Annotated in this window: 19 protein-coding genes and 3 pseudogenes; 9 read left to right on the plus strand and 13 right to left on the minus strand. The window is 58.1% G+C overall.

Going from position 1 to position 25,269, the window contains the following annotated elements; genetic code table 11:
• A pseudogene (locus AF71_RS28935) lies at window positions 1-231 on the plus strand (esterase); the annotation flags it as partial.
• 77 nt (window positions 232-308) lie between these two features.
• Here the strand turns inward: AF71_RS28935 and AF71_RS28945 are convergent.
• Together AF71_RS28945 and AF71_RS28950 are read right to left on the minus strand one after the other, a co-directional pair.
• Window positions 309-2,735, minus strand: a pseudogene (locus AF71_RS28945) (diguanylate cyclase).
• A gap of 32 nt (window positions 2,736-2,767) precedes the next feature.
• On the minus strand, window positions 2,768-3,025 hold the full coding sequence (locus AF71_RS28950) for a PepSY domain-containing protein (protein ID WP_169684148.1): 258 nt from the start codon (window positions 3,023-3,025) through the stop codon (window positions 2,768-2,770).
• A gap of 694 nt (window positions 3,026-3,719) precedes the next feature.
• On the opposite strand from AF71_RS28950, the gene AF71_RS28955 reads away from it, so the two are divergent.
• The 6 genes from AF71_RS28955 (at window position 3,720) to AF71_RS28980 (ending at window position 10,874) form a co-directional block, all read left to right on the plus strand.
• Window positions 3,720-5,009 (plus strand): epoxide hydrolase, encoded by a 1,290-nt coding sequence (locus AF71_RS28955; protein ID WP_169684149.1) that lies wholly within the window; start codon window positions 3,720-3,722, stop codon window positions 5,007-5,009.
• A 444-nt stretch (window positions 5,010-5,453) separates the two neighbouring features.
• Window positions 5,454-6,497 (plus strand): AraC family transcriptional regulator, encoded by a 1,044-nt coding sequence (locus AF71_RS28960; RefSeq protein ID WP_169684151.1) that lies wholly within the window; start codon window positions 5,454-5,456, stop codon window positions 6,495-6,497.
• 222 nt (window positions 6,498-6,719) lie between these two features.
• Entirely contained in the window at window positions 6,720-8,279 is a 1,560-nt protein-coding gene (locus AF71_RS28965) for an AMP-binding protein (RefSeq protein WP_169684152.1), read from the plus strand.
• A gap of 64 nt (window positions 8,280-8,343) precedes the next feature.
• The gene (locus AF71_RS28970) at window positions 8,344-9,507 is read left to right on the plus strand and encodes an ABC transporter substrate-binding protein (RefSeq protein WP_169684153.1); all 1,164 of its coding nucleotides are present in this window, start codon (window positions 8,344-8,346) and stop codon (window positions 9,505-9,507) included.
• Between the two features lie 130 nt (window positions 9,508-9,637).
• A complete protein-coding gene (locus AF71_RS28975) occupies window positions 9,638-10,417 on the plus strand; it encodes an enoyl-CoA hydratase/isomerase family protein (protein WP_169684155.1) in 780 nt (259 codons plus the stop codon).
• 148 nt (window positions 10,418-10,565) lie between these two features.
• Window positions 10,566-10,874, plus strand: a complete 309-nt coding sequence (locus tag AF71_RS28980; protein WP_169684157.1) for a DUF1330 domain-containing protein — start codon at window positions 10,566-10,568, stop codon at window positions 10,872-10,874.
• A 293-nt stretch (window positions 10,875-11,167) separates the two neighbouring features.
• Here the strand turns inward: AF71_RS28980 and AF71_RS28985 are convergent, their stop codons facing one another.
• The 4 genes from AF71_RS28985 to AF71_RS29000 all read right to left on the minus strand — a co-directional run bounded on the left by AF71_RS28985 (window position 11,168) and on the right by AF71_RS29000 (window position 14,376).
• Entirely contained in the window at window positions 11,168-11,905 is a 738-nt protein-coding gene (locus AF71_RS28985; RefSeq protein WP_169684158.1) for an SDR family NAD(P)-dependent oxidoreductase, read from the minus strand.
• A gap of 94 nt (window positions 11,906-11,999) precedes the next feature.
• Complete coding sequence (locus tag AF71_RS28990) at window positions 12,000-12,680, minus strand: TetR family transcriptional regulator (RefSeq protein WP_169684160.1); 681 nt, start codon at window positions 12,678-12,680, stop codon at window positions 12,000-12,002.
• A gap of 77 nt (window positions 12,681-12,757) precedes the next feature.
• Window positions 12,758-13,594, minus strand: a complete 837-nt coding sequence (locus AF71_RS28995) for an SDR family NAD(P)-dependent oxidoreductase (RefSeq protein WP_169684161.1) — start codon at window positions 13,592-13,594, stop codon at window positions 12,758-12,760.
• Between the two features lie 35 nt (window positions 13,595-13,629).
• Window positions 13,630-14,376: an SDR family NAD(P)-dependent oxidoreductase gene (locus tag AF71_RS29000; protein WP_169684163.1), complete on the minus strand. Its 747-nt coding sequence runs from the start codon at window positions 14,374-14,376 to the stop codon at window positions 13,630-13,632.
• A 172-nt stretch (window positions 14,377-14,548) separates the two neighbouring features.
• Here AF71_RS29000 and AF71_RS29005 point away from each other — a divergent pair.
• Window positions 14,549-15,082: pseudogene (locus AF71_RS29005) on the plus strand (LysR substrate-binding domain-containing protein); the annotation flags it as partial.
• Window positions 15,083-15,085: 3 nt separating this feature from the next.
• Here the strand turns inward: AF71_RS29005 and AF71_RS29010 are convergent.
• From AF71_RS29010 to AF71_RS29040, 7 genes are all read right to left on the minus strand, one after another.
• Window positions 15,086-16,075 (minus strand): sugar kinase, encoded by a 990-nt coding sequence (locus AF71_RS29010; protein ID WP_169684165.1) that lies wholly within the window; start codon window positions 16,073-16,075, stop codon window positions 15,086-15,088.
• Window positions 16,072-16,887, minus strand: coding sequence for a carbohydrate ABC transporter permease (locus tag AF71_RS29015; protein WP_018860105.1), 816 nt, complete (start codon window positions 16,885-16,887; stop codon window positions 16,072-16,074). The genes AF71_RS29010 and AF71_RS29015 overlap by 4 nt, the downstream gene beginning before the upstream one ends.
• On the minus strand, window positions 16,887-17,828 hold the full coding sequence (locus tag AF71_RS29020) for a sugar ABC transporter permease (protein WP_169684167.1): 942 nt from the start codon (window positions 17,826-17,828) through the stop codon (window positions 16,887-16,889). Before AF71_RS29020 ends, AF71_RS29015 begins: the two co-directional genes overlap by 1 nt.
• Window positions 17,828-19,159, minus strand: a complete 1,332-nt coding sequence (locus tag AF71_RS29025) for a sugar ABC transporter substrate-binding protein (protein WP_169684169.1) — start codon at window positions 19,157-19,159, stop codon at window positions 17,828-17,830. Before AF71_RS29025 ends, AF71_RS29020 begins: the two co-directional genes overlap by 1 nt.
• Window positions 19,160-19,210: 51 nt before the next feature.
• Window positions 19,211-19,888: a GntR family transcriptional regulator gene (locus AF71_RS29030; RefSeq protein WP_192303034.1), complete on the minus strand. Its 678-nt coding sequence runs from the start codon at window positions 19,886-19,888 to the stop codon at window positions 19,211-19,213.
• A 5-nt stretch (window positions 19,889-19,893) separates the two neighbouring features.
• Window positions 19,894-20,778 (minus strand): dihydrodipicolinate synthase family protein, encoded by an 885-nt coding sequence (locus AF71_RS29035; protein WP_169684171.1) that lies wholly within the window; start codon window positions 20,776-20,778, stop codon window positions 19,894-19,896.
• Window positions 20,779-20,920: 142 nt separating this feature from the next.
• Window positions 20,921-21,364 carry an Lrp/AsnC ligand binding domain-containing protein gene (locus AF71_RS29040; RefSeq protein ID WP_312867196.1) on the minus strand — a complete coding sequence of 148 codons (444 nt, stop codon included), beginning with the start codon at window positions 21,362-21,364 and terminating at the stop codon, window positions 20,921-20,923.
• Between the two features lie 145 nt (window positions 21,365-21,509).
• Here AF71_RS29040 and putA point away from each other — a divergent pair, with 145 nt between their 5' ends.
• The gene (gene putA, locus AF71_RS29045) at window positions 21,510-25,220 is read left to right on the plus strand and encodes a trifunctional transcriptional regulator/proline dehydrogenase/L-glutamate gamma-semialdehyde dehydrogenase (protein WP_169684173.1); all 3,711 of its coding nucleotides are present in this window, start codon (window positions 21,510-21,512) and stop codon (window positions 25,218-25,220) included.
• Window positions 25,221-25,269 lie beyond the last annotated feature (49 nt).

Here is a 25,269-nt window from a genome sequence, read left to right on the forward strand (position 1 = left end):
CAGCTGATTGGCCAGCGGATCGTCACCGGTCAGACGCTGACGGATTCCAACGTCACGCTCGGCCAGGGACTTACCGCTGTTGTCGGCGGAACAGTGACGACCATCGGTAACGTCGCAGCCACGGCTGTCGCCGCGCCGGTGACGGTGCTTGAACAGCCGAGGCGGGCCAAGAGGCGCCCTGTCGACGAAACCCTGCAAGGTGATCTCAAGCCACAGCAGTTGACCCAGTAGGCGCTCCCGCGCATCGCCAACTGCTCCAGAAATTGCTCGCGTCCAGCTCAGGCCGTTCTTTGCAATCTTCTTGACCCCTATGATGAGGGTTGCGTCGCTCTACGAGACGACGGTGGTCGCTGAATTGGAAGCTGAGTTATGCCACAGCCACCCTTGCAAACTCGTCGAATATTTTCTGAATATCCCTTGCCGGTCGTGGTTTGCTGAACAGATAGCCCTGCACCTCGGTACAGCCCTCCACCTTCAGCATGTTGAATTGGTAGACGGTTTCGACACCTTCAATCGTGGTGTCCATTCCAAGGCTGCTACTCAGCATCGCCACCGCCTTGACGATCGCCAAAGAATCCGGCCGATCGGTGACATCGCGTACGAAGGACTGGTCGATCTTGATCTTGTCGAACGGAAATTTTCTCAAATAGCTCAGCGATGAATAGCCGGTGCCGAAGTCGTCCATCGATATACGCACGCCGAGTGCGCGAAGTTGATGCAGTGTCGAGAGCACCTCGTCCGTATGCTGAAGCATGACCGATTCGGTGATTTCTAATTCCAGCCTCCGGGCCGACAGCGAGTGCCGAAGTCACATCGAGAACAAGACCGGGGCTCTTGAACTGCACTGGAGACAGGTTGACCGCCACCCGCGTCATTTCAGGCCATGCCATGGCGTCAGAACATGCCTGCTTCAATACCCATGCGCCTATGCGCCCTATGATTCCGATCTCCTCAGCCACCGGGATGAACACGTCAGGCGAGACCATGCCGCGCTCAGGATGATGCCAGCGCAACAGTGCCTCGAAACCGGAAATGCGGTTGTCCTTCAGGTTGACCAGTGGCTGGTAGTATACTTCCAGTTCGCCATTGCCGAGCGCCTTGCGCAGGTCAAGTCCCAGAGCTCGCCGCTCCTGCATCCTGGCGTCCATCTCCTGTTCGAAGTACTGATAGTTGCCGCGCCCTTCATTCTTGGCCCGGTACAGTGCCATATCTGCAGCCTTGAGCAGCACGTCCGGATCATCGCCATCTTCGGGCGCCGCTGCGATACCGATGCTGGTGCCGACGACCACCTGGTGGCCGTCAATCTCGAATGGGGCACTGATCTCGGTCACGATGCGCTGCGCAAGCAAGCTGTTTTCACCAAGAGTCGCGTGACGCTGTATGATTGCGAATTCGTCGCCGCCGAGCCGAGCCACGGTATCATGAGGGCCAACTGCGTCCCTGAGACGCTTGGCGACGGCCTTCAGAAGCTGGTCGCCAATCGGGTGACCAAGCGTGTCATTGACATACTTGAAGTGGTCGAGATCCAGGAACAGGACATGGGCCGCCTGGTTTTCGCCCACAGCCAGTAGCGTGGCGTCCAGAACGTCGCGGAAAAGCACACGGTTCGGCAAATCGGTGAGAGCATCGTGATGCGCCATATGCGCGATCCGAGCCTCGGCGCGCGTCCGCTCGGTGATATCCTCATGCGTCGATACCCAGCCGCCGCCGGCCAGCGGACGACTGACGATCTTTACGATCCGCCCATCCACCGCGTTCACGATCGACGAGAACTCACCGGCCGCGAGACCACGCTGCATCATTTGCAGAACATAGCCCTTGTCGCCCTCCATATGGGCACCATGCGCAACCTGGTAGCTGATAACGTCGTCGAAGGAAGTGCCCACGCGCATCAACTCGTCAGGCAACTGGTAGATGTCGCCGAAGCGCTGGTTGCAGACGATCTGCCGACCGTCCTTGCCATACATTGTGAGGCCCTGCGACATGTTTTCCAGAGCAGCGTTGAATCGGTCGTTCTGCTGCTGGAGGTCACGGTCACGACGCTTGAGGCCTTCTAGCGCATGCTTGAGTTCGTCGTGGCTTTCCTTCAGGGAAGCGGCGAAGCGATAGTTGCCGATCAGCGCGAGCGTGCTGACAAGGCCGCTGACCACGAAAAGAACCGTCAGCATCCAGAATACATTGGTTGTCCCAGCGCTCGAAGCCGCGGCGGTCTGCTGGGCCCTGCCGGTGGCACTGGCTTCCAGCCGCTTCAGGATGTCGCCCGCCGTTCCGGCTTGCTGGAAGACGTTAAGGAAATGATATGCCTTCTCCCCCTCGGTCATGCCTTCCTCGAGGCCGTCCTTGACCTCGTCCCAGCTATGGCTGAACGCTTGCACCGCCTCCGTCAGCGCCTGCTCCTCCTGAGGGCTGAGAAATATGCTCGTCAGGCTCTTGGCGGACGTCACCTCACGCTGCAGAGACACAAGGTTCCTGTCGGTCTTGCTGTAGATCTCGCTGCGTTCCTCCTCGGACAGGTTCAGGGGAGCCGCGGCAAGGTTGAACATGCTTTCGCTGACGCGCGAGTGCAGATCCCGGGCTTGGGTCGCAAGCTCCGCTGCCTCGCGGTTTGCGTCGAGGTAGCCACGGATACCGGCAAGTTGCGATAGGCACAGTGCGCCCGGAACCACCGCTGCGAGGAGGCTCACCGACAGGACAAGACGCAAGCTTCCCTTATTGGCGAAAATCATCTCGAACATCGACCATTCCCTGAGAAAGGTTCTACCGCCGCTCAATGCTCTTCAACGATTTCGCCGGTGACGGGATGGTAGTAGATCTCCACCCGTTTTCCCTTCGCATTGCGACCGTAGACCTCATAACAATTGCCCTTGGTCTTCTTGAAGACTTCGACAGAATTGCCCGTGACAACGGCCCTTTCGCGTACCACAGCCTCCGAAAGCCAGACGCTTTCCGGCTCCTTTGTGCAGAACGGCGACGCCCAGGCTGAAAATGCCAGGCTTGCAAACGCTGCGGTAAAAAGAATGCGCACTACCCCGTCCTCCGATTGGTCAGACGACTATGGGCGTTATGAGTAAAACCAACGTTAAATTACAGTATTACCTAGAATAACCATCGGTGGCCGAGGGGGGGTTCGCATGGCTCACCTCGCTGTCGGAGCCGACGCTGAACAGACTATGTCCGCCTGGATGAAGTTGACGACCAAAGTTCAGCTATGAGTGCGGGGCGGATAGAGAGCCCGAACACGGCTCCTCCGCTGGCATGGTGATGTGCCATATTTGCGGTGCTGTTAGAATTGGCGGTGGGCTAGCGGCTGAAGTCTGCGTTGAAGTCCAAGACTTGTCGACTGACACACTGTGCCCGACTGTCATGCGCGAAGGGACCAAGTGTCCTGGTCTCAAAACAGCGCTCCGACCGCTCGCCACAGATGCTCCTGTGCCGATGCTGATGTAACAGCCGTAGATCGCCTGAATTAATTTTCCTAGGCAGGCAATGGGGGCCAGTCTGCTGTCAGGTGGTGCAGAATATTCGGTTTGCTTGCACCACCTGCGCGAACGGCTTTTGCGCCTTTCCTCTCAACGTCGCGCTATCAAGTAAGACAATGTACGGACCGGTGCAGATGACATCTGGAGATACAATTCAGTCTTATCCGGAACATAAGGGAGATACATCCTAAGAGCACATCTTGGGCGTACCTTTTGAAACCCCAAGACGGAGTTTTTCCAATGTCGTCCTTTTCAATTGATATGAACCGGCGCAGTTTTATGGCAGCCGCGGCCATCGCTGGCGCAGCAACAATGTTGAAACCTGCCATGTCGTTTGCTGCCGCAGGAGCACCTGATGAAATTCGTCCGTTCAAAGTAAATGTCCCCGACCGCGCGATCCAGGAACTCAAACAGCGCCTGGCGATTGCTCGGTGGCCCGCCAAAGAAAACGTTGCCGACGACTCGCAGGGCCTCCAGCTCGATCGCTTGCGCGGCCTGGTCGACTACTGGGCAAACGATTACGATTGGAGAAAGGTCGAGGGGAAGTTGAATTCGCTTCCTATGTTCATCACTGAAATCGATGGACTGGACATCCATTTCATCCATGTCCGCTCGAAGCACGAAAATGCGCTGCCGCTGATCATGACGCATGGTTGGCCAGGTTCCGTTCTCGAAATGCTCAAGGTCATCGACCCGCTGACAAATCCAACCGCGCATGGTGGAAGTGAAGCAGACGCCTTCCACTTGGTGGTGCCTTCGATTCCGGGATTCGGTTTTTCTGGGAAGCCGACGGTGAAGGGTTGGGGATCTGATCATATCGGCCGCGCATGGGCAACGCTGATGCAACGTCTAGGCTACGAGAAATATGTCTCGCAGGGTGGCGATTGCGGCTCAGTCATTTCCGAGCGTATGGCTCACCAGAACGTACCGGGCTTGCTGGGAATTCACCTCAATATGCCTGCAGTCGTTCCTAAGGAGATTGTCCGCATTCTCGCGGTTGGCGATCCGGCACCCGCGGACCTCGACGCCAAGGAGCGTGCCGCCTTCGATAAGCTCGCCGCGTTTTACAGAGACAACGCAGGCTACGCGCAGATGATGGTTACGCGTCCCCAGACGATTGGGTATTCGCTGGACGACACGCCAGTAGGCATGGCGGCTTGGATGTACGATAAATTCGTCACGTGGACCTACAGCGACAAGCAGCCTGAAAAAGTTCTGACTAAAGATGAAATGTTGGATGATATTTCGCTCTATTGGTTCACGCAGACAGGCACCTCTGCCGCCCAGATCTACTGGGAAGACAAGACGAACAATTTCAACGCTCTCGACACCATCCTCTCAGTTCCAGTAGCCGTCAGCGTCTTCCCAGGCGAAATCTTCCAAGCGCCCAAGTCCTGGACCGAACGCGCATTTGCGAACCTGGTCTACTTCAACGAAGTGGACGAAGGCGGACACTTCGCCGCCTGGGAAGCTCCAGATTTGTTCACCAAGGAAGTCCGTGCAGCGTTTCGCTCGCTGCGCTCAGCTTAGCTGGATGGTGCCGCTTCGCGGCGGGCATCATCTAGCCCCGGTAGGTCGCTTGCGATCGCTCGCGGTGGCGTGGATCCTCTTCTTCGGCTTCGGCTTCGGCTTCGGTGCGGGTGGTGGCCCATTCTTGCCTGTCGTTCCTTAGCCTTCGCACAATCGAGGCAGCAGATGCTGCCTCGCTTTCTGGCTTACTCCAAGGGGTAGGGTATCTGTTAGCGGCTATAGGGCCAACGATGGTTGGATACCCCATGACCTTACAGGCGGATGGAGCGCGCCTCTAGTCCTATGCTTGGCCATGAGCGTGGCGATGGCCATCGTGGGGCTGGTCGCTGGTAGGAAGGCGCAGATCGCCCTTGATCACCTTCCGACGCTCACCTAAGAATTTGATGCCCTTTGTTCGTCAAGGACGATGGGGCATCGCCTGGCCAAGTACGAGCGCAATATCGGATGAAGAGAGAAGCTCATGTTGATCCCGTTATTGGCAATCCTCTGCGGATGCAACGAGGGGAGCCGCTAGCTCAGACACTCAGCACCGTCAGGGTAACTGGTGTTCTTTCCAGCAATATTGCGGTCGGGCCAGGGCGTTGGGCTACTTCAATTCCACATCCTGAAGCTTGCATTATTTTGTACATTATAACGGAGGGACATTGCGTCGGCGGGACGCTTGACCCTCGATACCTTATCGAGCTGAAGCGCGGTGACGCACTACTTCTGTCAACGCCTGTCCGGTGCCTGTTGGCCAAGGAGGATGACATTCCTCCTGTTCCGCTTGAGAGCCTTTTGCGCGAACAGCTCAAGGGACTTGATGATGTCGAGTCCAAATGGAAGTTTTTGTTCTCGTCGCCCTTTTTTCATGCGCGGGCGGACACAGGCGAGATTTCGACCGGGATAACGGCATTGCGGATGTTTTTTGATCCAGCGAGCCCGGCGCCCGTACTGCAAAGCCTGCCGCCGGTCGTTCATCTGCGTGAATTTGTACAGAGGAACGATACCTTCGTGTCTGCGATCCTTCCACAAATAGCAGCGTTTGGAGCGGAAGGTTTGTCAGGTCAAGTCACCGCCGTGCGGTTGGCTGAGGCATTTCTGGTGAAGGTTCTGATAGAAGCATTGAGCGATGGAAAGCACGCTGTGCCTGGACTCCATCGGGCACTCAGGGATCCGTACCTCTCGAAAATTGTGGGTGCAGTTCAGGCTGACCTTTGCGGTGACTGGACGTTGGAACAGATGTCTTCGCTGGTGGGACTGTCGCGGTCGGCTTTAGCGCAGCGCTTCCGTCATTTAGTAGATGCCGCGCCCGCACAATTTGTAACGTTGGTCCGCATGACGCGTGCAGCGGATCTCTTGCATCATGGACTGCTCCCCCTCGCATCGATTGCTGAGATGACCGGTTATGGGTCGGAGGCTGCGTTCAGTCGCGCTTTCCACAGGTGGAGTGGCTCACCGCCTGGCGCGTTTCGTCGTTCTGCGTGGGGGATCAATCTGGACGTTTGATCAAAAACGACGGTAAACCGGCTACAGATCCTCCCATCAAACCCAGCTACTTCTATCGCAGAGCCACCTTTGGTTTGCCAGATACGGCAAACGCGAGTGGCTTCCATTAGCTGGGAGGGCTTTTGGAGAGGCCGCTACAGGATCGTCGTTTGAACGCGGGACTGTGAGCCTTCTCGACTAAGACCCCCGAGCTCCATAGGCGATGGGAGGCATAAATTCTCGATGTTGGCGACCGATGTGAATTACAGCGACATGATCGTGGAGGCGCTCAGCCGCTATCCAGAACGAGAAGCGTTTGTGCTTGGCGAACGACGGATTACGTACCGCGAGACGGCGCGACAGATAGGCCGCTTCATGCAGGTGTTTGCAGCACGAGGCATCGGTGCCGCTAGCGCGATAGCCGTCCTAAGTCCAAACGTCCCCGAAGTTTGGATGGTACAGGCGGCGATATTTCTTATGGGTGCTCGCTTCAGTGGTTTGCATCCTTTGGGTGCGGTCGACGACTACGCTTACATTTGCGCCCATGCTAGCGTGGAGACGCTGGTTGTGCATCCCGATTACATGGCTCGTGCGCAGGCTTTGGCGGAGCGAGTGCCGACGATCAGAAACGTATTTTCGCTGGGTGCTTCATCCGATGCCGAGGACTTGATTGCCCTCACTGCGAACGCCTTGAGTGCAACTTTGGTCCGGCGGTATAGCAATCCGGATGATTTTCATTGGGTCGCGTATACCGGTGGAACAACCGGTCGACCAAAGGGAGTGGAAATACCGGATAGGGCGCTTGTTCAACAGGTGCAGACCGTCATCACATCCCTCTGCCTGCCAGACCGTCCGCGGTTCCTGGCCGTCGCTCCGATATCCCACGCTGGCATACTCCCAATTCTACCGACACTTCTGCGTGGGGGGACTGTTGTTCTGCAAGATGGCTTTGATCCCGAAAGGTGGCTTTGGACGGTCGAGCGGGAGAGGGTAAGTTGGAGCTTCATCGTCCCAACAATGCTTTACAACCTGCTTGACCGGGGGCGACCCGAGCGTTTCGATCTTAGCTCGCTCGATACGCTCATGTACGGTAGCTCGCCAATGTCACCTAGTCGTATCGCGGAAGCGCATGAAGTCATTGGGCCGGTGCTGCTGCAAGCTTACGGTCAGACCGAATGCGTTTCGTTCGCGACGACGCTTCGCAAGGACGAGCATGACCCGGTAAAGGAACCGGAGCTCTTGAAGTCGTGCGGACGGAGCGTAATCGGCATGCGTGTGGAACTCCTCAACGAACACAATGAGCCGGTTCGACAAGGCGAAATCGGCGAGATTTGTGTTCGCGGTCCAGGCGTAATGCGTGGCTATCACGAAATGCCCGAGGAGACAGAGGAAGCCCTCAACGGCGACTGGCTTCATACCGGCGACTTGGCCGTGCGCGACGAGCGAGGCTTCTTTTTCATTGTGGACCGGAAAAAGGATATGATCGTAACCGGTGGGTTCAATGTGTACCCGAAAGAGATCGAGGACGTCATCTCATCTCGACCAGAGATTTCCATGGTAGCGGTAATTGGCGTGCCGGACCCAAAGTGGGGTGAGGCAGTTAAGGCCGTGATTGTGCCTCGTCCGGGGGCTGAGATCGATGTCGCTTCGATCGTTGAAATGGTCAAAGAGCGCAAAGGTGCGCACCAGACGCCCAAAAGCGTCGATGTAGTCGAGCGGCTACCTCTGACCTCCGTCGGCAAAGTAGATAAGAAAGCCATCCGCGCTGCCTACTGGGCGGGGAGCGAGCGCATGGTGAACTAAGTACGCGCTTTAACGGGAGGAGGAAGAAATGCGAAGAACACTACTGACGATAATAGGATCAATAATGCTTCCAGGATTGCTGTTAGCACATGAGGTTGACCCGACAAAAGCACCGGTCCTAGTCGGGCAGCTCGTCTCCCGCACGGGAAACAACCCCGGCGGTCTAGACAACGAACAAGGGGCGGCTCTTGCAGTAAAGGAAATAAACGTAAATGGAGGCGTCCTCGGCGGGCGACGGATCGAGCTTCGCTTGGCAGACGATCGAACCGACCCAGAGAGCGCGGTTCGGGCTTTCGCCGAGCTAAAGGCGCAGAGTGTTTCTGCTGTGGTTGGCACATCTTTCTCGAACGCCAGCCTAGCCGTCATTCCGTCTGTTGAGGACGCGCAAATCCCTTACGTTTCCACCGGAGCGGCTGAAGCGCAGATTATTCCGGTCCGCTCCTATGTCTTTATGACCCCTCTAACTGGTAGACTTGTTGGGGAGAAGCTGCTTCGATACATGCAGGCGGCTGGATTTATACGGGTTACCGCAATCTATGACGCCGATAGCCTTTTCGGAAGAACCGGCTGGGCGACGCAAAAAGAGATGTTGGCCAGATACGGCATCGAGCTGGTCGAAGAGCATAGTGTCCACGTCAATACTCAGGACTTCTCGACTCTCCTGGAAAAAATCGATGCTAACAAGCCACAAGCCATCATGGCTTGGTTAACTGGCCCGCCCGCAATCGCTTTCGGAAAAGCCTACGCGGAGTCAAGCCGCACTGTGCCAGTACTGATGCCACACGGCATTGTCGGACCGGCCTTTCTTCACTCAGTTGGCGCCGGAGCCGATGGCATTATAGCGGCAGCACCTCTAACCGCTGTGGCTGCAGATATGCCGGAAGGTGAGGTCAAATCTGTGGCCAGCCAGATGGTTGGAGCCTTCAGAAATGCATATGGTCATGCACCATCTCAATTCGCGTTGGATGGATACGTTGCGGTAAGACTGATTGCGGCAGCGATAGATAATGCGGGTAGCAGCGACCCGAGCGCAATCCGAGATGCGCTCGAACGAGTAAAGGTACAGACGCCTCAGGGGCGCTATGCTTTCACCGCCACAAATCACTCCGGTCTCTCAATCGAGGACGTAACGATTACTCGGATTTCGGGCGGCCAGTTCAAATTGCTTCCTTGGTCAGCTTGTGAGCTTGCCGGACAGCCATGTCCGGCCTTGGCAACGAGTGAATGAATCGATCGACAGGGGTTGGTGCCTTCGATTGGTGACCACCGGCTCACATGCAACGGTATGTAAGCCGGCGGCTCACTTCCGTGCAGCTTGAGGCCCGGCCTAAATGGAAAGAAATGAGGTGGAGACCAAGATGGATAATCCCATTCAGTCAATGAAAAGCGGTCATGTTGTTACTATTCGCATGAACCGGCCGCGTGCGCTGAATGCAATCAATCTGGCCATGATTGAGATGATTGATGCAGCATTGATTGATGCTGCACGTGATCCCGATGTCCGAGTGCTTGTCATAACGGGTGCGGACACTGCGTTCTGCGTAGGTGCAGACATACGGGAACTCGGGCAGTGGCAGCATGATCCATCCCTAAGGGAGCGCTTCTATACCCTAGCGCCAGAGATGTTCCGGAAGCTGCGGGATTTCCCTCATCCTGTGATAGCGGCCGTTAACGGCCTCACGGTTGCCGGTGGATTTGAGCTCGGTTGTTATGCTGACCTGATCATTGCCGCCGAAGACGCGATGATCGGAGACGGTCACGCAAATTTCGTTGGGTTCGGGCCCGTTTCTGCCGTCCTTGCCCCGCTGATGATGCCGGGCAAGAAGGTCGCGGAGTTGCTCTTTACCGGTGACCTTTGGACTGCGCGAGACATGGCTGAGGCGGGCTTTGTCAACCGAGTGGTTCCGCGAGCGGACCTTATGGATGCGGTACAGGAAATTGCTCAGAAAATTGCTTCCAAGCAGCCGCTGGCCTTAACTGCGGCCAAAGCACTGCTGCGGAAGGCGGGGTCGGGAGATTCCGCAACTCTATTAGCGGACGCGTTCGAAAGTGCACAGCGGATATTCGAAACTGAGGATTTCGCCGAGGGTTTAAAGGCATTCGAAGAGAAGCGGCGTCCCGTTTTCAAGGGCAGGTAGTAGGACGGCATCTACCGCGCGTCTTCTCCCATTTCGTATATCCCATCTCGGAGGTCCGATCACAAAAAACAGTCATTGGATCAATGAACCCAAATCTCGAAGGGGCTATCATTTACGGCAAAGAGTCACGTTGATGATAGGGGTGAAAATGGCTGCATATTGGATCGCACGAGGAACATTCCACGATATGCAAAAAATCGAGCGCTACGCTGAGCTTATTCATGGCCTCGAGAAAGAGTACCCCTACGAGATCGTCGCTCGTGGTGGGAAATTTGCGGAGCTCGAAGGTGCTTCGAAGTTCGAGCACTACTTCATCTGGAAGTTTCCTTCGATGGATGTTGCCTTGGAATTGTATAACTCAACAAAATACCAGGCGGCAGCGGCAGTGCGTCAGGCCGCTGGCCGTAGCGAATTGGTAATTGTGGAGGGAGGCGACCGCTTCGCGGGAGCCCTATAGGCAAAGCCGACTGTACTCGCGACGCATCCGTCAGGACATTGTGCTGCCTCTACGTGGCGGCGATGCTGGCTGCTCGTCTTGCCAACGTCGACGGCAACCGCTCCAGCATTTGACCACCGATATTCAGATAGTACTTCTCTGACCAGGGCGGCAAACGTTCAGCTGAAGTTTGCCGCCCTGACGTCTTTTACAACAATTCCCCGTAAGAATGCGTGCAGCAAGCTCGCCACAACGACGCAGGCCGCCATAGTGTTACCGGTTGGGGTTTCTCCGGTCCAATCGCTTCCTAACCTTCAACGCGGTAGCGGGCCATCTTCGTTGTAGAACCCGCCGCTCGGGCCAGCATCATCAAGAGTAGCTAACTTCACGACGACCGTTGCCCCCTGGCCGGCGGTCCTTGTGCCTTGATGTCCATTGAGATCGGTCGCTATATGGCCCGGCGTAGCGGCGTTGATCTTAACATGAGCATGAGCGGCGCTCCGAGCGAAAGCGTTCGCGTACTGAACCGTCAGCATATTAACAGCCGCCTTTGAAGAGGCGTAGGCAAGTATCGTATCGGATTGACCAAACAGCGTTGTTGGATCGCCGCAAAGCGTTTGTGATGCAGTCGTGCTCGCGACTGTCACAATGCGTGGATGTTGCGACTTCTGTAAGAGGGGGAGCATTCGGTGAACGGTACGCACCATACCAAAGACGTTTGTGTCATAGGTCTCAAACATGTCTGCCGCTGTGGTTTCGAACGTAGCAACACGCCTAAGGATGCCGGCATTCGCGATCAGAACATCCAAGCGACCGAACGTATCGTTCACCCAATTTGCCGCCGCTTCCACGCTAGGCTCGCTAGTCACATCAATCTGCAGGGCGTAGGCTTCATGACCTTCCTTGCGAAGCTCTTCAGCCGTTGCTTCCCCCGAGGCGCTGTTCCTGCTGCCGATCAATACTTTTAGGCCTTGCTCGGCGAGTTGGCGGGCAACTTCTCTTCCAAGGCCTTTGTTCGCGCCTGTGACGAGGGCAATTTTCTTGTGATGCATTCAGAAATTCCCTTCTTGAACAGAGACATGATTTTCCAGTGCCAACAAGCTTGAGCTGTTGAATTAGAGAGGACGAACATGGATGGTGCTGCGGCTATCCGCGAGAGGACTCGAGAATTCCCATCGTAGAAATGTAGATGAGCCGCGAAAGTCGTTGAACGAAATCGACTCTCGATTCCGAAAGTGCCGGGCAATTTAGCGCCTCAAGAACCGATGCAGACGGGTTAGCGAACGGCCAGAGGCCGGCTACCAGAATGACAATCGTCGATACAAGTTCTCGTGCATTCCTTGCCCCTAACGCAGGCAGCGATTCAGCTATAATTTCTCCCAGTTTGTCCTGGCGTTCCGCGTGTTCAAGCTTGAATGCTCGCACGGCGTCGGGGCTGATATTACTTTCTAGCTCTCCACCCAACGCACTCCAGAGCTTGCAGATAATCGGGCGTCTACCGATTGCTGTGGCAAGGGCATGCGCGAGTTCGGTCGGTTGCACGGCTCTTGAGGAGAACTCATTCGCCAGTTCATCTCTCAGGCCAGCGAGCCACTCTTCGAGCTCCCGGTTTAACAAAGCGAAGAAAACCGCCTCGCGTGTCTCAAAGTAGCGAACGACGTTCGTTTTGGAGAGGTCAACTTTCCGACTGAGCTCTCTGAGGCTGACCTCGCTGACGGGTCCACCCTCCAGCAATTCACGTGCCGCACGCAGGATAACTGTGCGTCGCGCCGCTCTTTGTTCCTCGCTGCGAGCCCTTAGGAATTCGGGCTTTTGTTCGTCCGCCATCTCTTCACCTTGCCTAGACCGTCACCATCGTATCAGTGGCAACGGTCTAGCCCAATCTTCTAAACCAATTCTCTGGCTTATGCTGCGTAGACAACGGACTCGCTGACGGACCGCCATTTTTGGTCGGAGGCGGCAAGGTTGTCAGCGGCCATCTTCGCTACCGCTACAGCGTCGCGACCAAGCAGGAGGCGAAGGGGAGGGGCATCCATGGCGGCAACATCCAGGAGAACCTTCGCAATCAGTTCTGGATCACCCGGCTGCCTCCCGTCTGAATCCCTGAGACGCTGCACTACAGGTTCAATAACAGGCTTGTAGGCCCCGCTGACCAAAGGCACATTCATTGAGGAACCCGCCCAGTTCGTCCTCATCCCGCCCGGCTCGGCAACTGTGACCTTAATGCCGAAGGACGCGACCTCCTTCGCGAGAACCTCCGAGAAGCCGCCTACCGCCCACTTGGCGGCTTGATAGGCACCGAGCCCGGGCCCGCCGACACGACCGCCGACAGACGAGATCTGGATTATGTGTCCCGCACCCTGTGCTCTCATAACGGGGAGAGAAGCTCGCGTCATATTTACGACGCCGTAGAAGTTCGTGTCGATTTGGGCTCGAAACATCTCCTCGCTCATGTCTTCGATCGAAGCGACATCCGCATATCCTGCGTTGTTAACGAGGACATCCAAGCGACCAAAAGTCTGGACTGCCTCAGCCACGGCGCGATGCGCAGCTATGGTGTCAGTCACATCCAAGGAGAGGGTTTTTACTTTTGAACCATATCGCTCGAGCAGACCACTTAGTTGAGCTTTCTCTCGAGCCGTTGCAACAACGTTTCCACCTGCTTGCAGTATGCTTTCAGCGAGCTGTCGGCCCAGGCCACGGGAGCTTCCCGTGATGAGCCAGGTTTTATTGTCTGTCATGTGATTTCTCCGTTTGAGGTTGGGTAACGGCAGCTTCAGCTGAGGAAGCCGCCGTCGACAGCAAGATGGGCGCCCGTGACATAGGAAGCGTCATTGGATAGTAAAAAGCAGACTGCCGTGGCTATCTCGGCTCCATGGCCGAGGCGGCCGAGCGGAATTCGCTCCGCGATTTTTCCGACTTCGTCTGCGTTGGAGTTCTGCCGGGCGACGGCGATAACGCCAGGCTGAATCTCATTGATACGGATGCCTCTCCTTGCGTATTCGATCGCAGCTGAGCGGGTGAGCCCGCGAAGTCCGTGCTTGCTGGCGCTGTAGGCTGACCGGCCAACAAGACCACGGTCGGCAAAGACGCTAGAGACGTTGACGATGCTACCGCCGCCGGCTTTTTCCATCGCTTTGATTTCGTGCTTCATGCAAAGGTACACGCCGGATAGGTTCACCCCGATGATTTCGGTCCACCGCTCTCCATCGAGATCACCAACCGCACGGTTGTCACCTGGGATTCCCGCGTTGTTCACCGCCAGATGTACAGCGCCGAACCTATCGATTGTTTGTGCAATCGTACGCTCGACGGCAGCTTCGTCACTGATGTCCGCGGGCAAAGTGATGGCCGTCCCGCCATCTGATGTGATCTGAGCTTCAATGTCTCTCAGAGATGCTTCACCCCTGCCAACGAGAGCCACTGCCGCCCCGCGTCCGGCTAAGGTCTTCGCAATTTCTGCGCCGATCCCGGTTCCAGCGCCCGTTACATACGCCACTTTATTATCGAACGGCTTTGACACGATGTTCATCCAACTTAAAAGACCAGTGGTCTTTTAAATAAAAGGCCAGTGGAACCTTGTCAAGTGGAGCATGTCACGATGCACTGGATGAGTAAGCGCTTTGTGCGTTGTAGAAACCCTGCCCATGATGATGGCTAGGTTTGGGTGCTTCGCCCCACGGGCCTGCGTGAAGGCTCGCATGCGCGACGATGGCGCCTGCGACTTCAGTGTCGCAGTCCACGAGGAGCCGGCGTCCTGGCACATCCGGCAGCCGCTTTTCAGCCAGTGTTCCGTTTGTGTCTATGACCCCACACAACTAAAGCGCAAAGCACCGCTGACGCTGGAAGACTTCGTCGATGCCGCCCATGTCACGGTGTCATTCGAGGGCAATAGCGCGACGAATCTCGATACAGTTCTTGCCAAGGCCGGCCTGCGTCGCCAGGTCGTCGCCACCGTGCCTCGCTTCTCGGCATTGCCGCCGGCACTGAGGGCAATGCCGGCGATCGCCACCATTCCGGAATCGATTGCCCGTTGCATTGCGCAGTTGCACGGGCTCGAGCTCTCTGAGCCACCGATCGAGCTTCCGGCAGATCCGGTGACGATGCTTTACCGGCGCGTAGATCGCGCGGACGGCCGCTCGGTCTGGTTCCGCAGGCTGTTCGTTGATGTCGTCGAAGGCGCGCTCAAGGCGTCCGGTTGTTCCATGACCGTGTCGAAGGCCGCATGATCTTCAAACGGCTTGGTCAGCGGGTCGGGTGACGTCGACGGCACGGGCCGGCCAGCTCGTCAACGCCTCATCAAGCTCTGCTCGATCAGGCGCCCCGATGCGCCCTCCAAACGTCCGGCACTTTATGGCCGCCGCCATCGATGACGAGCGCATAACATCCTCCATCGCCATGCCCTCGCAAAGCATCAGCGCAAAGGTTCCATGAAAGATATCGCCCGCGGCCAGCGTATCGACGGCTCTAATGCGTGGTGCCTCGAGATGACGAATAAGGGCGTCATCATCATCGAACCAGTAAGAACCTCTCTCGCCGAATGTCACGCTGACGAAGGCATGAGCGAACGTCTCCTTCAACTGGCGAACGATCGACACCGGATCTGATGCTCCCGTCAGTCGTTCGGCGGCCGGTTGCGAAAAGATAATGTGGCTTGCGGCCGGTCCCAGCATCTCGATCACGCCCTCGGGCGCAACGTCGCCATCGAGGATGGCAGGAATGCCTGCTTTTCGGGCAGCAAGCAATGTCTTGAGAGCAAGCTCTGGCCAACGCACGTCGACCAGAACTGCATCAAATGCCGCGATATCTTCAGCAGTGACGGGTTGAACGCCGTGATGCAGCCGCGGATCATAAAACGGTATGATCAGGCGTTCGCCGGCATCATCGATCAGGATCGTCGATACGGCTGAGCGGGCGCCTGCCACGCAACGCATGCCAGCGGTATCGATGCCGCTTGCAGCCAGATCGCCGATGATGCGCTCGCCGGTCTCGTCATCTCCGACAGCGCCCCAGATGCTGGCGCTCCCGCCAAGCCTTGCAACAGCATAAGCGGCACTCGAGGCCATTCCTTCTGCGATCTGCAACATGTCGGTTGGCAGCACTTTGCCTTGGCCGGCGGGAATGACATGGACCCTGAAGAGCGTATCGAGAACAGCGGCTCCGACGCACAGAATACGCCGCGCCGGCTCCGGCTGCTGCTTGGTCGGGATCGTCGGTGTCACTTCACCGCACCCGCCGTCAGGCCGGCAACGATCTGCCTTTGCGCAAAGACGGTCAGGATCAACACCGGCAGGGTGACGATCAAGGCCGCGGCTGCAAGCGGACCCCAGCTGACCTGCTCGAAGGACAGCATGTTGTAGACCGCGACAGGCAGCGTACGCGTCTCACGACTAGCAAGGACGATGCCGAACACGAAGTTGTTCCAGGAGAAAATGACCGACAGGATAAAGGCGACGACGATCCCGGGCCTTGCGATCGGGAGGGCCACCAGGCGGAAAACCTGCCAGGGCGTTGCCCCGTCGATGCTTGCGGCTTCTTCCAGCTCCATCGGCGTCGTTTCGAAATAGCCGATCATGATCCAGACGACGATCGGGACGGTTACGACGAGGTGAATGATGATCTGTGGCCAGAGCGTGCCGAGCAGGTTCAGCCACTGGAACAGCAGGAACAGCGGAATGAGGAAGGAAAGGCCGGGCGTCATACGCGCAATCATGATGACGACGGCGGATTTCTCGGCCTTCAGGCGGGCAATGCCGTAACCAGCCGGCACGCCGATAACAAGCGCCAGAAGCGTTGCCGCACCCGTTACCAGGACCGAATTCCACAGATAAAGGAAGAAGTTGTTCTCCTCGAACACCTTGAGGTAGTTCGACCAGGCGAAGCGTTCGGGGATGAAGATCGGGGGGAAGGCGCCGTTGTCGATCTCGTACTTCAATGACAGTGAGATCATCCAGAGGAAGAACAGCACCACCGGCGACACCATCACCAGAGCCACGAACAGAAGTCCGATGCGATCGAGTGCCTTGCGCTTCATCAGCGTGCCTCCCCGTCGGACCAGTTGGCGCGCTGCTTTATCATCAGCAGAATGAAGGAAAGCACAACGATCAGAACGAAGAAGACGACCGCCATCGCCGAGCCATATCCGATATCATAGTAGGAAAACGCGGTGTTATAGAGATAGATGTTGATCGTCTCCGACGCGGTGCCCGGTCCGCCCTGTGTCATCGCATAGATGATGTCGAAGCTCTTGACCGCGTCGATGCTGCGAATGATCACGGCGATCATCAGGAACGGCGCGATCATCGGCAGTGTCAGGTAACGAAACTTCTGCCAGACATTGGCGCCATCGATTTCCGCGCTCTCGTAGGGCTCGCGCGGGACGGCGGCGAGGCCCCCGAGCACGATCAGCATGACGAGCGGTGTCCACTGCCAGGTTTCCACAAGCACCAGGGAGGGAATGACGCTCATCTGGTTGTAGATCCATTCCTGCGGACCGATCCCGACATAGGAAAGCAGGTAGTTCAGGACCCCGAGCTGCGGGTGGAACATCATCGTCCAGACGAGCGCGATGGCGACCGGCGTCGCCATCATCGGCATCACGAACACCCCGCGTAGGATACCGCGCAGTGGAAACTGGGTATCGAAGATGAGCGCGGCCAGCGTTCCGAGAAAAAGCGGAGCGACGACCGACAACGTCGTGTAGAGCACGGTATGCCACAACGAGTCCCAAAAGCGCAGGTCGACCGCGAGGCGCAGGTAGTTATCCAACCCGGCAAAGGCCTGTGCCTGACCAAGCGTCCAGCTGTTGACGCTCATCCACAGGGTAAAGACCCAGGGAAAAACGATGACAGCCGCCACGACGATCAGCGCGGGAATGACGAAAGGCCAGTAGTTGGGAGCAAACCGACCCGGTTTGCTCCTCTGCTTTTGCTTGGCCTTGGCCGCGGTTGCGGCTTCCATGCTCACCGAAGACATTATCCCTCGCTTCGTGCCAGCACCGGCTCGAACTGAGCCGTCGCCGTCTTCAGCTCGGCAGCCGGATCGGCGCCACCGATCATGTTGGTGAGCCCGACGCCATAGATGTCGCGGAACTCCGTGACGGGAATGATGATCGGCAGGGCAAGCTGCGAAACCTTTGCGGAACCTGCGACAGCATCGAGCCATGCGGCCGGCATCTTCACGCCTTCGCGCACCTTCTGATCCTCAAGGACCGACTGACGGAAGGGAACGCCGGCGCCAGCCTGCAGCAGGCGCGCACCCATGTCATGGGAAATCGCCCACTGGCAGAAGAGATATGCGGCTTCCTTCTTCTGGCTTGCAGCCACGACGCCGAGCCCGTCGCCGGTTGTTGCCGCCGCCTGGGCCTTCGGACCCTTCGGCATGATGCCGTAACCGACCTGGCCGACGACACGCGACTTTTCCGGGTTCTCGATCGGCGGCGCAAAGCCAACGCCATCGAGCCACATGCCGATCTTGCCCTGCAGGAAGGCCGACTGGGCTTCTGCCCAGTTGAAGCCGGAGACGCCGGGAGGGGCGGCCTTGGTCATCAGGCGCTGGTAAAGCTTGGCCGCTTCCACAGCCTCTTCGGAATTGGTGCGCAGCTTGCCGTCCGCCCCAAGCGGGCTCGATCCGTAGCCGAGCAACAACGTCGTCCAGACCGGTGTATTGGCGTTCTTCAGGCCACGAGCGACGAAGCCATAGGTGTTGGTCGAGGGATCCGTCAACGCTTCGGCAGCGCTTGCCATTTCCTCGAATGTGGTCGGATAGGAAAGCCCCTTCTTTTCGAAGAGCGCCTTGTTCCAGTACACGATCCAGTAGTCCACCGAGAAGGGCAGGGAGCGCAGGACGCCTTCAGGGTCCTTGGCGAAGGTCATGCCGGCGCCGGCAAAGTCGCTCTCGACCAGCGACGGATCAGTCAGCGATGGATCCTTGAGGAAACCGCTGATATCGGCAAGCCAGCCGCCCTTTTCAAACTGTCGCTTCTGGACGTGATAGCTCATATGCACCACGTCGAAACTCGGCTTGCCTGAGCTCAGTTCGATCGTGGTTTTCTGACGCTGCTGCTGCTCTGGCGTCGCTTCTGCATTGACCTTGATGCCCGTCAGCTCCTCAAACTCCGGGAGATACTTGATGAGTGTCTCACTGCGAGGGCTCTTGACCAGATTGACTTCCAGCGTCGTGCCGGCAAAACGCTTCCAGTCGACGGCCGCCGATGCAGAGCGGATGCCCATGAGGCTGCCGGCGCCGAGTGCCGCGGTACCGGCGAGAAAGCCGCGCCGGGTGGGATTCAAGAATGATGATGGCATGTAAGTCCTCCTCTGTTGCCGCCGATCTCCTCATCGCCGGCTATGATGCAATTAGATCCGCAGGGCGCGATCCCTGGCGTGGTTGATGTGAGCGGCGAGGTTGTTCACCGCATCCTCGGCCGAGCGGCTCTCTATCGCCTCCAGGACCTTCAGATGCTCTCCCATGACGGGACCGACACGCCCGTCGATACGGAAGCGTTCCTGGCTGATCAGGCGCATCTTGATCGAATTGACCCGGTAGGCGTTGGAAATGATCGTATTGCCAAGCGCGTCGATGAAGGCGTCGTGCATGCCCCAGTCGACGGCTTGTGCGCGTACTTCAAGCTCGTGGGAGGCGTCGCCACTGGCGATGGCTTCGGCGATATCGCGATGCTGCTTGATGAGCCCGGCAATCGTTTCATCGGAGGCGGAGCGCGTGAAGAGCGCCACCGCCTCCTTCTCCAGGAAGAGCCGGAGCTGAAAAGCCTCGCGGATGAGATTGAGGTCGATATGGGCGATCTGCAGGCCGCGCTGCGGGACCGTCTTGATCAGTCCTTCGGCCTCGAGCCGCGGGATTAGCTCGCGAATCGCAGCAAGCGTCAGGCCGGTCAACTCGACGAGGCGGCGCTGGGAGACAAATTGGCCGGGACGCACGTCGCGCGCCAGCAGGTGGCGCGTGAAGCTTTCATACGCCTTTTCCCGCAGCGTCGGCTGCTCCTCCAGTCCGTCCATTGCCTCCCCCTCGTACATGGTGCCTATGCAGCCTTGGAGCGGAAAAGTGAATCGAAGGCAAGAGCAAGCCGCTCCTGTCCCTCGCCAGATATCGAAATGAGTGGTGGGCGAACCGCAAGCCAAACATCGTCGCAGGTTTGCCTGGCCACCATGACCTTGACTGCCGGGGTAACCGGATACTTCAGAAGTTCGGCGACAAAATCCTCGACGCGGGCATCGTCCCTGCCTTCTTCCGCCATCAGCTTGACCTCCGCAGGCAGGAAGTTCGCCATCCCGGAGATCGCACCTTGTCCGCCGAGGCGAACACCCTTTGCAAGGTGGCGCTCGTCGCCGATCAGGATGATGAGGTCACCGTGCGCCTTCAAAAGGGCTTCGGTGAACGGCCAGTCGCCGGACGAATCCTTCGCGCCAGTGACAACCGTTGGAAAGGCCGTCCGCAAACGCCCGATCAGAGACACGGTCAGGGGCACCATCGTAACCGAGGGAATATTATAGACGATGATGTCGCGCGCCCTGTCGCCGAGGATCACAAAGACCGCCGAGAACCATTTGAAGAGGCCGTCATCGCTTACGTTCTTGAAGTAGGAGGGCGGGGCAAGCAGGATGTTGCGCACGCCACGGGAAAGCGCATACCCGGCCTGCGCTGCGGCATCTTCGGCGGCGTCAACAAGCACTCCCATGACGATCTTCCGCGGCTCGATACCGGCATCCAGGAATGCCCCGAGGATACGTTCGCGCTCCTGGGTCCCGATCGACGATCCCTCGCCGGTGGTGCCAAAAAGCGTAACACTCGAACATCCCTCTGCAAGGCTTTGTTTTGCCTGCCTAATCATCGTGTCGACAGCGATCTCGCCGCTGATTTCGAACGGCGTGGCAAGCGCAACGGAAAGCCCAAATTTCTCAGTCAATATCCATCCTCCAAGGCAACGTGTTAGACGTAACAGACTGACATGTTAGTTGTAAATAGGTAATATCTCGCAATGGAAATTTCTCCTGCGGCAAGCAGGGCGGGCGGTGGAAAATTTAGGCTGGGCTAGGCAAGGCCGACCTTCAGGCGCCGTTTTCCTTGACCGCCTCCATGGCAACGAAGGTCGATGTGCTGGCGACGAAGGGGAGGCTCGATATCTTCTCGCCGAGCACGAGACGGTAATTGGAAATGTCTGATGTGCGGATTTTCAAGAGGTAGTCGAAAGCGCCGGCGATCATATGGCACTCCTCGACTTCCTGCAGCTTCCGCGCGGCGATGTTGAAGGCCTTCAGCGCGTGCTCACGCGTGTCGGAGAGCTTTACCTCTGTGAACGCGACATGGTTCTTGCCAAGTTTCTTCACGTCGACGATTGCGCGGAAGCCAAGAATATAGCCATCCTCGATCAATCGCTTTAGTCTGACCTGGCAAGGAGTGTTGGACAGGCCGACCTTCTTTGCAAGATCGGTAATCGACATGCGACCGTCGGCGACAAGGGCCTCGATAATCCTGTGATCGAACTGGTCGATTTCTCTGCCGTTTGCGATGGTAGTCACGACATTGCCTCTGATTTCCGTATAAATTAGGCAAATACATTTCATTCCAGCCTATTTCAAGTGAAATCAACTTCATAGATCTGCTATGTATCAGCCATACCTGATCTGGAGCAAAGACATGACGATCACCAACGATACGGTGGGCAACGAAACCAATGGCGCGCAGCCGCGTGACGCTGCAAATCCTTTCGAGGGTTTCGCGCCGGCGGTCCGACCGCAAAGCGAGCTGCGTCGTGCCATTACGGCAGCTTATCGCACGCCGGAGACCGTCTGTGTTCCGCGCCTCATCGGGGCTGCGACGCTGCCGGAAAAGGTCAGCCAAGACGCAGCTTCGACCGCTCGCAGGCTCATTGCAGCGCTTCGCGCCAAGCACAAGGGCACCGGCGTCGAAGGGCTCGTGCACGAATATTCTCTTTCGAGCCAGGAAGGCGTGGCACTCATGTGTCTCGCCGAGGCCCTGCTGCGCATCCCCGATACAGCAACGCGCGATGCCCTGATCCGCGACAAGATTTCTGAAGGAGATTGGAAGTCGCATCTCGGCGGTGGTCGCTCGCTCTTTGTCAACGCCGCGACCTGGGGTTTGGTGGTGACCGGCAAGCTCACCTCGACAGTCAACGATCGCAACCTCTCGGCAGCGCTCACCCGCCTGATTGCACGCTGCGGCGAGCCGGTCATCCGGCGTGGCGTCGACATGGCGATGCGCATGATGGGCGAGCAGTTCGTTACCGGCGAAACGATCGACGAGGCGCTGCAGCGGGCAAGGCCGCTTGAACAACGCGGCTTCCGCTATTCCTACGACATGCTGGGCGAGGCCGCGACCACAGGCGCCGACGCCGAACGCTACTACAAGGATTATGAAGCGGCGATCCACGCGATCGGCAAGGCATCCGACCGCCGCGGCATCTACGAGGGCCCCGGCATCTCGATCAAGCTTTCGGCCCTCCATCCCCGCTATTCGAGAGCCCAGAGCGCGCGCGTGATGGGCGAATTGCTGCCGAAGGTGAAGGCACTTGCGCTGATCGCCAAGTCCTATGATATCGGCCTGAACATCGACGCGGAGGAAGCCGACCGGCTGGAACTGTCGCTCGATATCCTCGAAACGCTGTGCCTCGACGAGGACCTTGCCGGCTGGAACGGCATGGGCTTCGTTGTCCAGGCCTATGGCAAGCGTTGCCCCTTCGTCCTCGACTTCATCATCGATCTTGCCCGCCGCGCCGGTCGCCGCATCATGGTTCGACTTGTCAAGGGCGCCTATTGGGATGCCGAAATCAAGCGCGCGCAGCTTGATGGCCTTGAAGACTTCCCTGTCTTTACCCGCAAGATCTACACCGACGTCTCCTATATTGCCTGCGCCAGGAAGCTGCTTGCCGCGACCGATGCCGTCTTCCCGCAGTTTGCCACCCACAATGCACAGACGCTCGCCACCATCTACCACATGGCCGGCTCCGACTACTATGTCGGCAAGTACGAGTTCCAGTGCCTGCATGGTATGGGCGAGCCACTGTACGACGAGGTCGTGGGCCGGCAAAATCTCAACCGCCCGTGCCGCATCTATGCTCCTGTCGGCACCCATGAAACGCTGCTTGCCTATCTTGTGCGCCGCCTTCTCGAAAACGGCGCCAACTCCTCCTTCGTCAACCGGATTGCCGACCCCAATGTCTCCATCGACGAGCTTGTCGCCGATCCGGTTGAGATTGTCGCGAGAATGCAAGTGCCCGGCCAGAAGCACGACAAGATTGCGCTTCCCTCCGACCTCTACGGCCAGCGCCGCAACTCTGCCGGCCTTGATGTCTCCAATGAAACATCGCTGCAGGCGCTTACAGAAGCACTGAAGGCGAGCGCCACCGTCTCGTGGTCGGCCGCGCCAACCAACCAGACCGAGGCGGGAACTGCCCGCAACGTTCTCAACCCGGCCGACAACCGCGACGTTGTCGGAACAGTACGCGAGGCAACCGCAAAAGAGGTCGCCTCGGCAGCCGCGATCGCTCTGAAAGCTGCTTCGTCCTGGGGATCGGTAACGCCGGGTCAAAGGGCAGCACATCTTGATCGCGCTGCCGACATCATGCAGGCGAGGATGGAGACCTTGCTCGGCCTCATCATCCGCGAAGCCGGCAAATCGTTGCTCAATGCGATTGCCGAAGTGCGCGAGGCAATCGACTTCCTGCGCTACTACGCCGAGCAGACCCGCCGAACTCTTGGCCCTTCGCATGCGCCACTCGGACCGGTCGTGTGCATCAGCCCCTGGAACTTCCCGCTGGCAATCTTTACCGGGCAGGTGGCTGCTGCTCTTGTTGCCGGCAACCCGGTTCTTGCCAAGCCCGCGGAAGAAACGCCGCTGATCGCCGCCGAAGCAGTTCGCATCCTGCATGAGGCTGGTATCCCAGACGATGTCGTCCAACTGGTTCCCGGCGACGGAAGGGTAGGGGCGGCCCTGGTCGCAGCGCCTGAAGCCGCCGCTGTGATGTTTACCGGCTCGACCGAGGTCGCCCGACTGATCCAGGCGGAACTTGCCAAGCGTCTGTCAAAGGATGGCAAGCCGATCCCGCTGATTGCCGAAACTGGCGGTCAGAATGCCATGATCGTCGATTCCTCGGCGCTCGCCGAACAGGTCGTTGGCGACGTGATCGCCTCTGCGTTCGACAGCGCCGGGCAGCGCTGCTCGGCACTTCGTATCCTGTGCCTGCAGGAAGACGTCGCTGATCGCACGCTGGCCATGCTCAAGGGGGCGTTGCGCGAGCTTTCGATTGCCAACACCAACCGGCTGGCCTCCGACATCGGCCCGGTAATCACCGCCGAAGCCAAGGACATTATAGAGAAGCATGTAGATGCCATGGGCCGTTCCGGCAGTGCCGTGGAGCGCGTCGAATTGCCCGATGCGACCACGAATGGCACCTTCGTTGCGCCGACAATCATTGAGATCAACAAGATCTCTGAACTCAAGCGCGAAGTGTTCGGGCCTGTTCTCCATGTCGTTCGCTGGCGCCGCCAGGACCTCGGCCACCTGATCGACGAGATCAATGCAACCGGATATGGCCTGACCTTCGGGCTCCATACACGCCTCGACGAAACGATTGCGAACGTTACCTCGCAGGTGAAGGCCGGCAACCTCTATGTCAATCGCAACGTCATTGGCGCAGTTGTCGGCGTCCAGCCCTTCGGTGGCCGCGGCTTGTCGGGCACCGGCCCGAAAGCGGGCGGGCCGCTCTATCTCGGGCGGTTGGTGACGACGCCACCAATCCCACCGCAGCACAGTTCCGTCTACAGCGACCCGGCTCTTTCGGACTTTGCGAAGTGGCTGGACCAGCAGGGCCTTTCCGAGGATGCTGAAACGGCACGCCATCTCGGCAGCCAGTCGGCCCTGGGACTTGAAACCGAACTTGCCGGCCCCGTCGGTGAGCGCAACCTCTATGCTCTTCATCCCCGTGGAGCGATCCTGTGCGCTCCGGTCTCCCAGACCGGCCTCATTCGCCAGGTCTCGGCTGTGCTTGCCACGGGCAACAGCGCGGTAATCGAATGCGATGGGAGCCTCCGCACGACGCTGAAAGATGTTCCCGTCAGCGTCGCGCAGCGGATTTCCTGGAGGAAGGCAACTGACGATACCGAGCCCATGGCCGGCGCACTTGTTGAAGGCGATGCTGATCGTGTCTCCGCCATGCTCGCAAAGATCGCCGCGATGCCGGGCCCGTTGCTGCTGACCCAATCCGCTTCGACAGAAAAGCTCGAGCACGATCCGGATGCTTATTGCCTCAACTGGCTTCTGGAAGAGGTATCCACCTCGATCAATACCGCCGCGGCCGGCGGCAATGCCAGCCTGATGTCGATCGGCTAGGTCGATCGACGAAACCAGATTCCCTGCTTCAGGCGCAACCAGCTGCGCC

The sequence above is a fragment of the Rhizobium sp. 57MFTsu3.2 genome (assembly GCF_012932765.1).
Lineage (GTDB): Bacteria > Pseudomonadota > Alphaproteobacteria > Rhizobiales > Rhizobiaceae > Rhizobium > Rhizobium altiplani.

What these genes read in the sequence shown, in the direction of transcription:
- AF71_RS29020 (WP_169684167.1), bottom strand. Translation starts at nt 17,828, where the DNA reads ATGTCTTCGGTGAGCATGGAAGCCGCAACCGCGGCCAAGGCCAAGCAA.
- AF71_RS28980 (WP_169684157.1), top strand. Translation starts at nt 10,566, where the DNA reads ATGGCTGCATATTGGATCGCACGAGGAACATTCCACGATATGCAAAAA.
- AF71_RS29030 (WP_192303034.1), bottom strand. Translation starts at nt 19,888, where the DNA reads ATGTACGAGGGGGAGGCAATGGACGGACTGGAGGAGCAGCCGACGCTG.
- putA (WP_169684173.1), top strand. Translation starts at nt 21,510, where the DNA reads ATGACGATCACCAACGATACGGTGGGCAACGAAACCAATGGCGCGCAG.
- AF71_RS28955 (WP_169684149.1), top strand. Translation starts at nt 3,720, where the DNA reads ATGTCGTCCTTTTCAATTGATATGAACCGGCGCAGTTTTATGGCAGCC.
- AF71_RS28960 (WP_169684151.1), top strand. Translation starts at nt 5,454, where the DNA reads ATGAAGAGAGAAGCTCATGTTGATCCCGTTATTGGCAATCCTCTGCGG.
- AF71_RS28965 (WP_169684152.1), top strand. Translation starts at nt 6,720, where the DNA reads ATGTTGGCGACCGATGTGAATTACAGCGACATGATCGTGGAGGCGCTC.
- AF71_RS28995 (WP_169684161.1), bottom strand. Translation starts at nt 13,594, where the DNA reads ATGACAGACAATAAAACCTGGCTCATCACGGGAAGCTCCCGTGGCCTG.
- AF71_RS29015 (WP_018860105.1), bottom strand. Translation starts at nt 16,887, where the DNA reads ATGAAGCGCAAGGCACTCGATCGCATCGGACTTCTGTTCGTGGCTCTG.
- AF71_RS28990 (WP_169684160.1), bottom strand. Translation starts at nt 12,680, where the DNA reads ATGGCGGACGAACAAAAGCCCGAATTCCTAAGGGCTCGCAGCGAGGAA.
- AF71_RS28985 (WP_169684158.1), bottom strand. Translation starts at nt 11,905, where the DNA reads ATGCATCACAAGAAAATTGCCCTCGTCACAGGCGCGAACAAAGGCCTT.
- AF71_RS29025 (WP_169684169.1), bottom strand. Translation starts at nt 19,159, where the DNA reads ATGCCATCATCATTCTTGAATCCCACCCGGCGCGGCTTTCTCGCCGGT.
- AF71_RS28970 (WP_169684153.1), top strand. Translation starts at nt 8,344, where the DNA reads ATGCTTCCAGGATTGCTGTTAGCACATGAGGTTGACCCGACAAAAGCA.
- AF71_RS28975 (WP_169684155.1), top strand. Translation starts at nt 9,638, where the DNA reads ATGGATAATCCCATTCAGTCAATGAAAAGCGGTCATGTTGTTACTATT.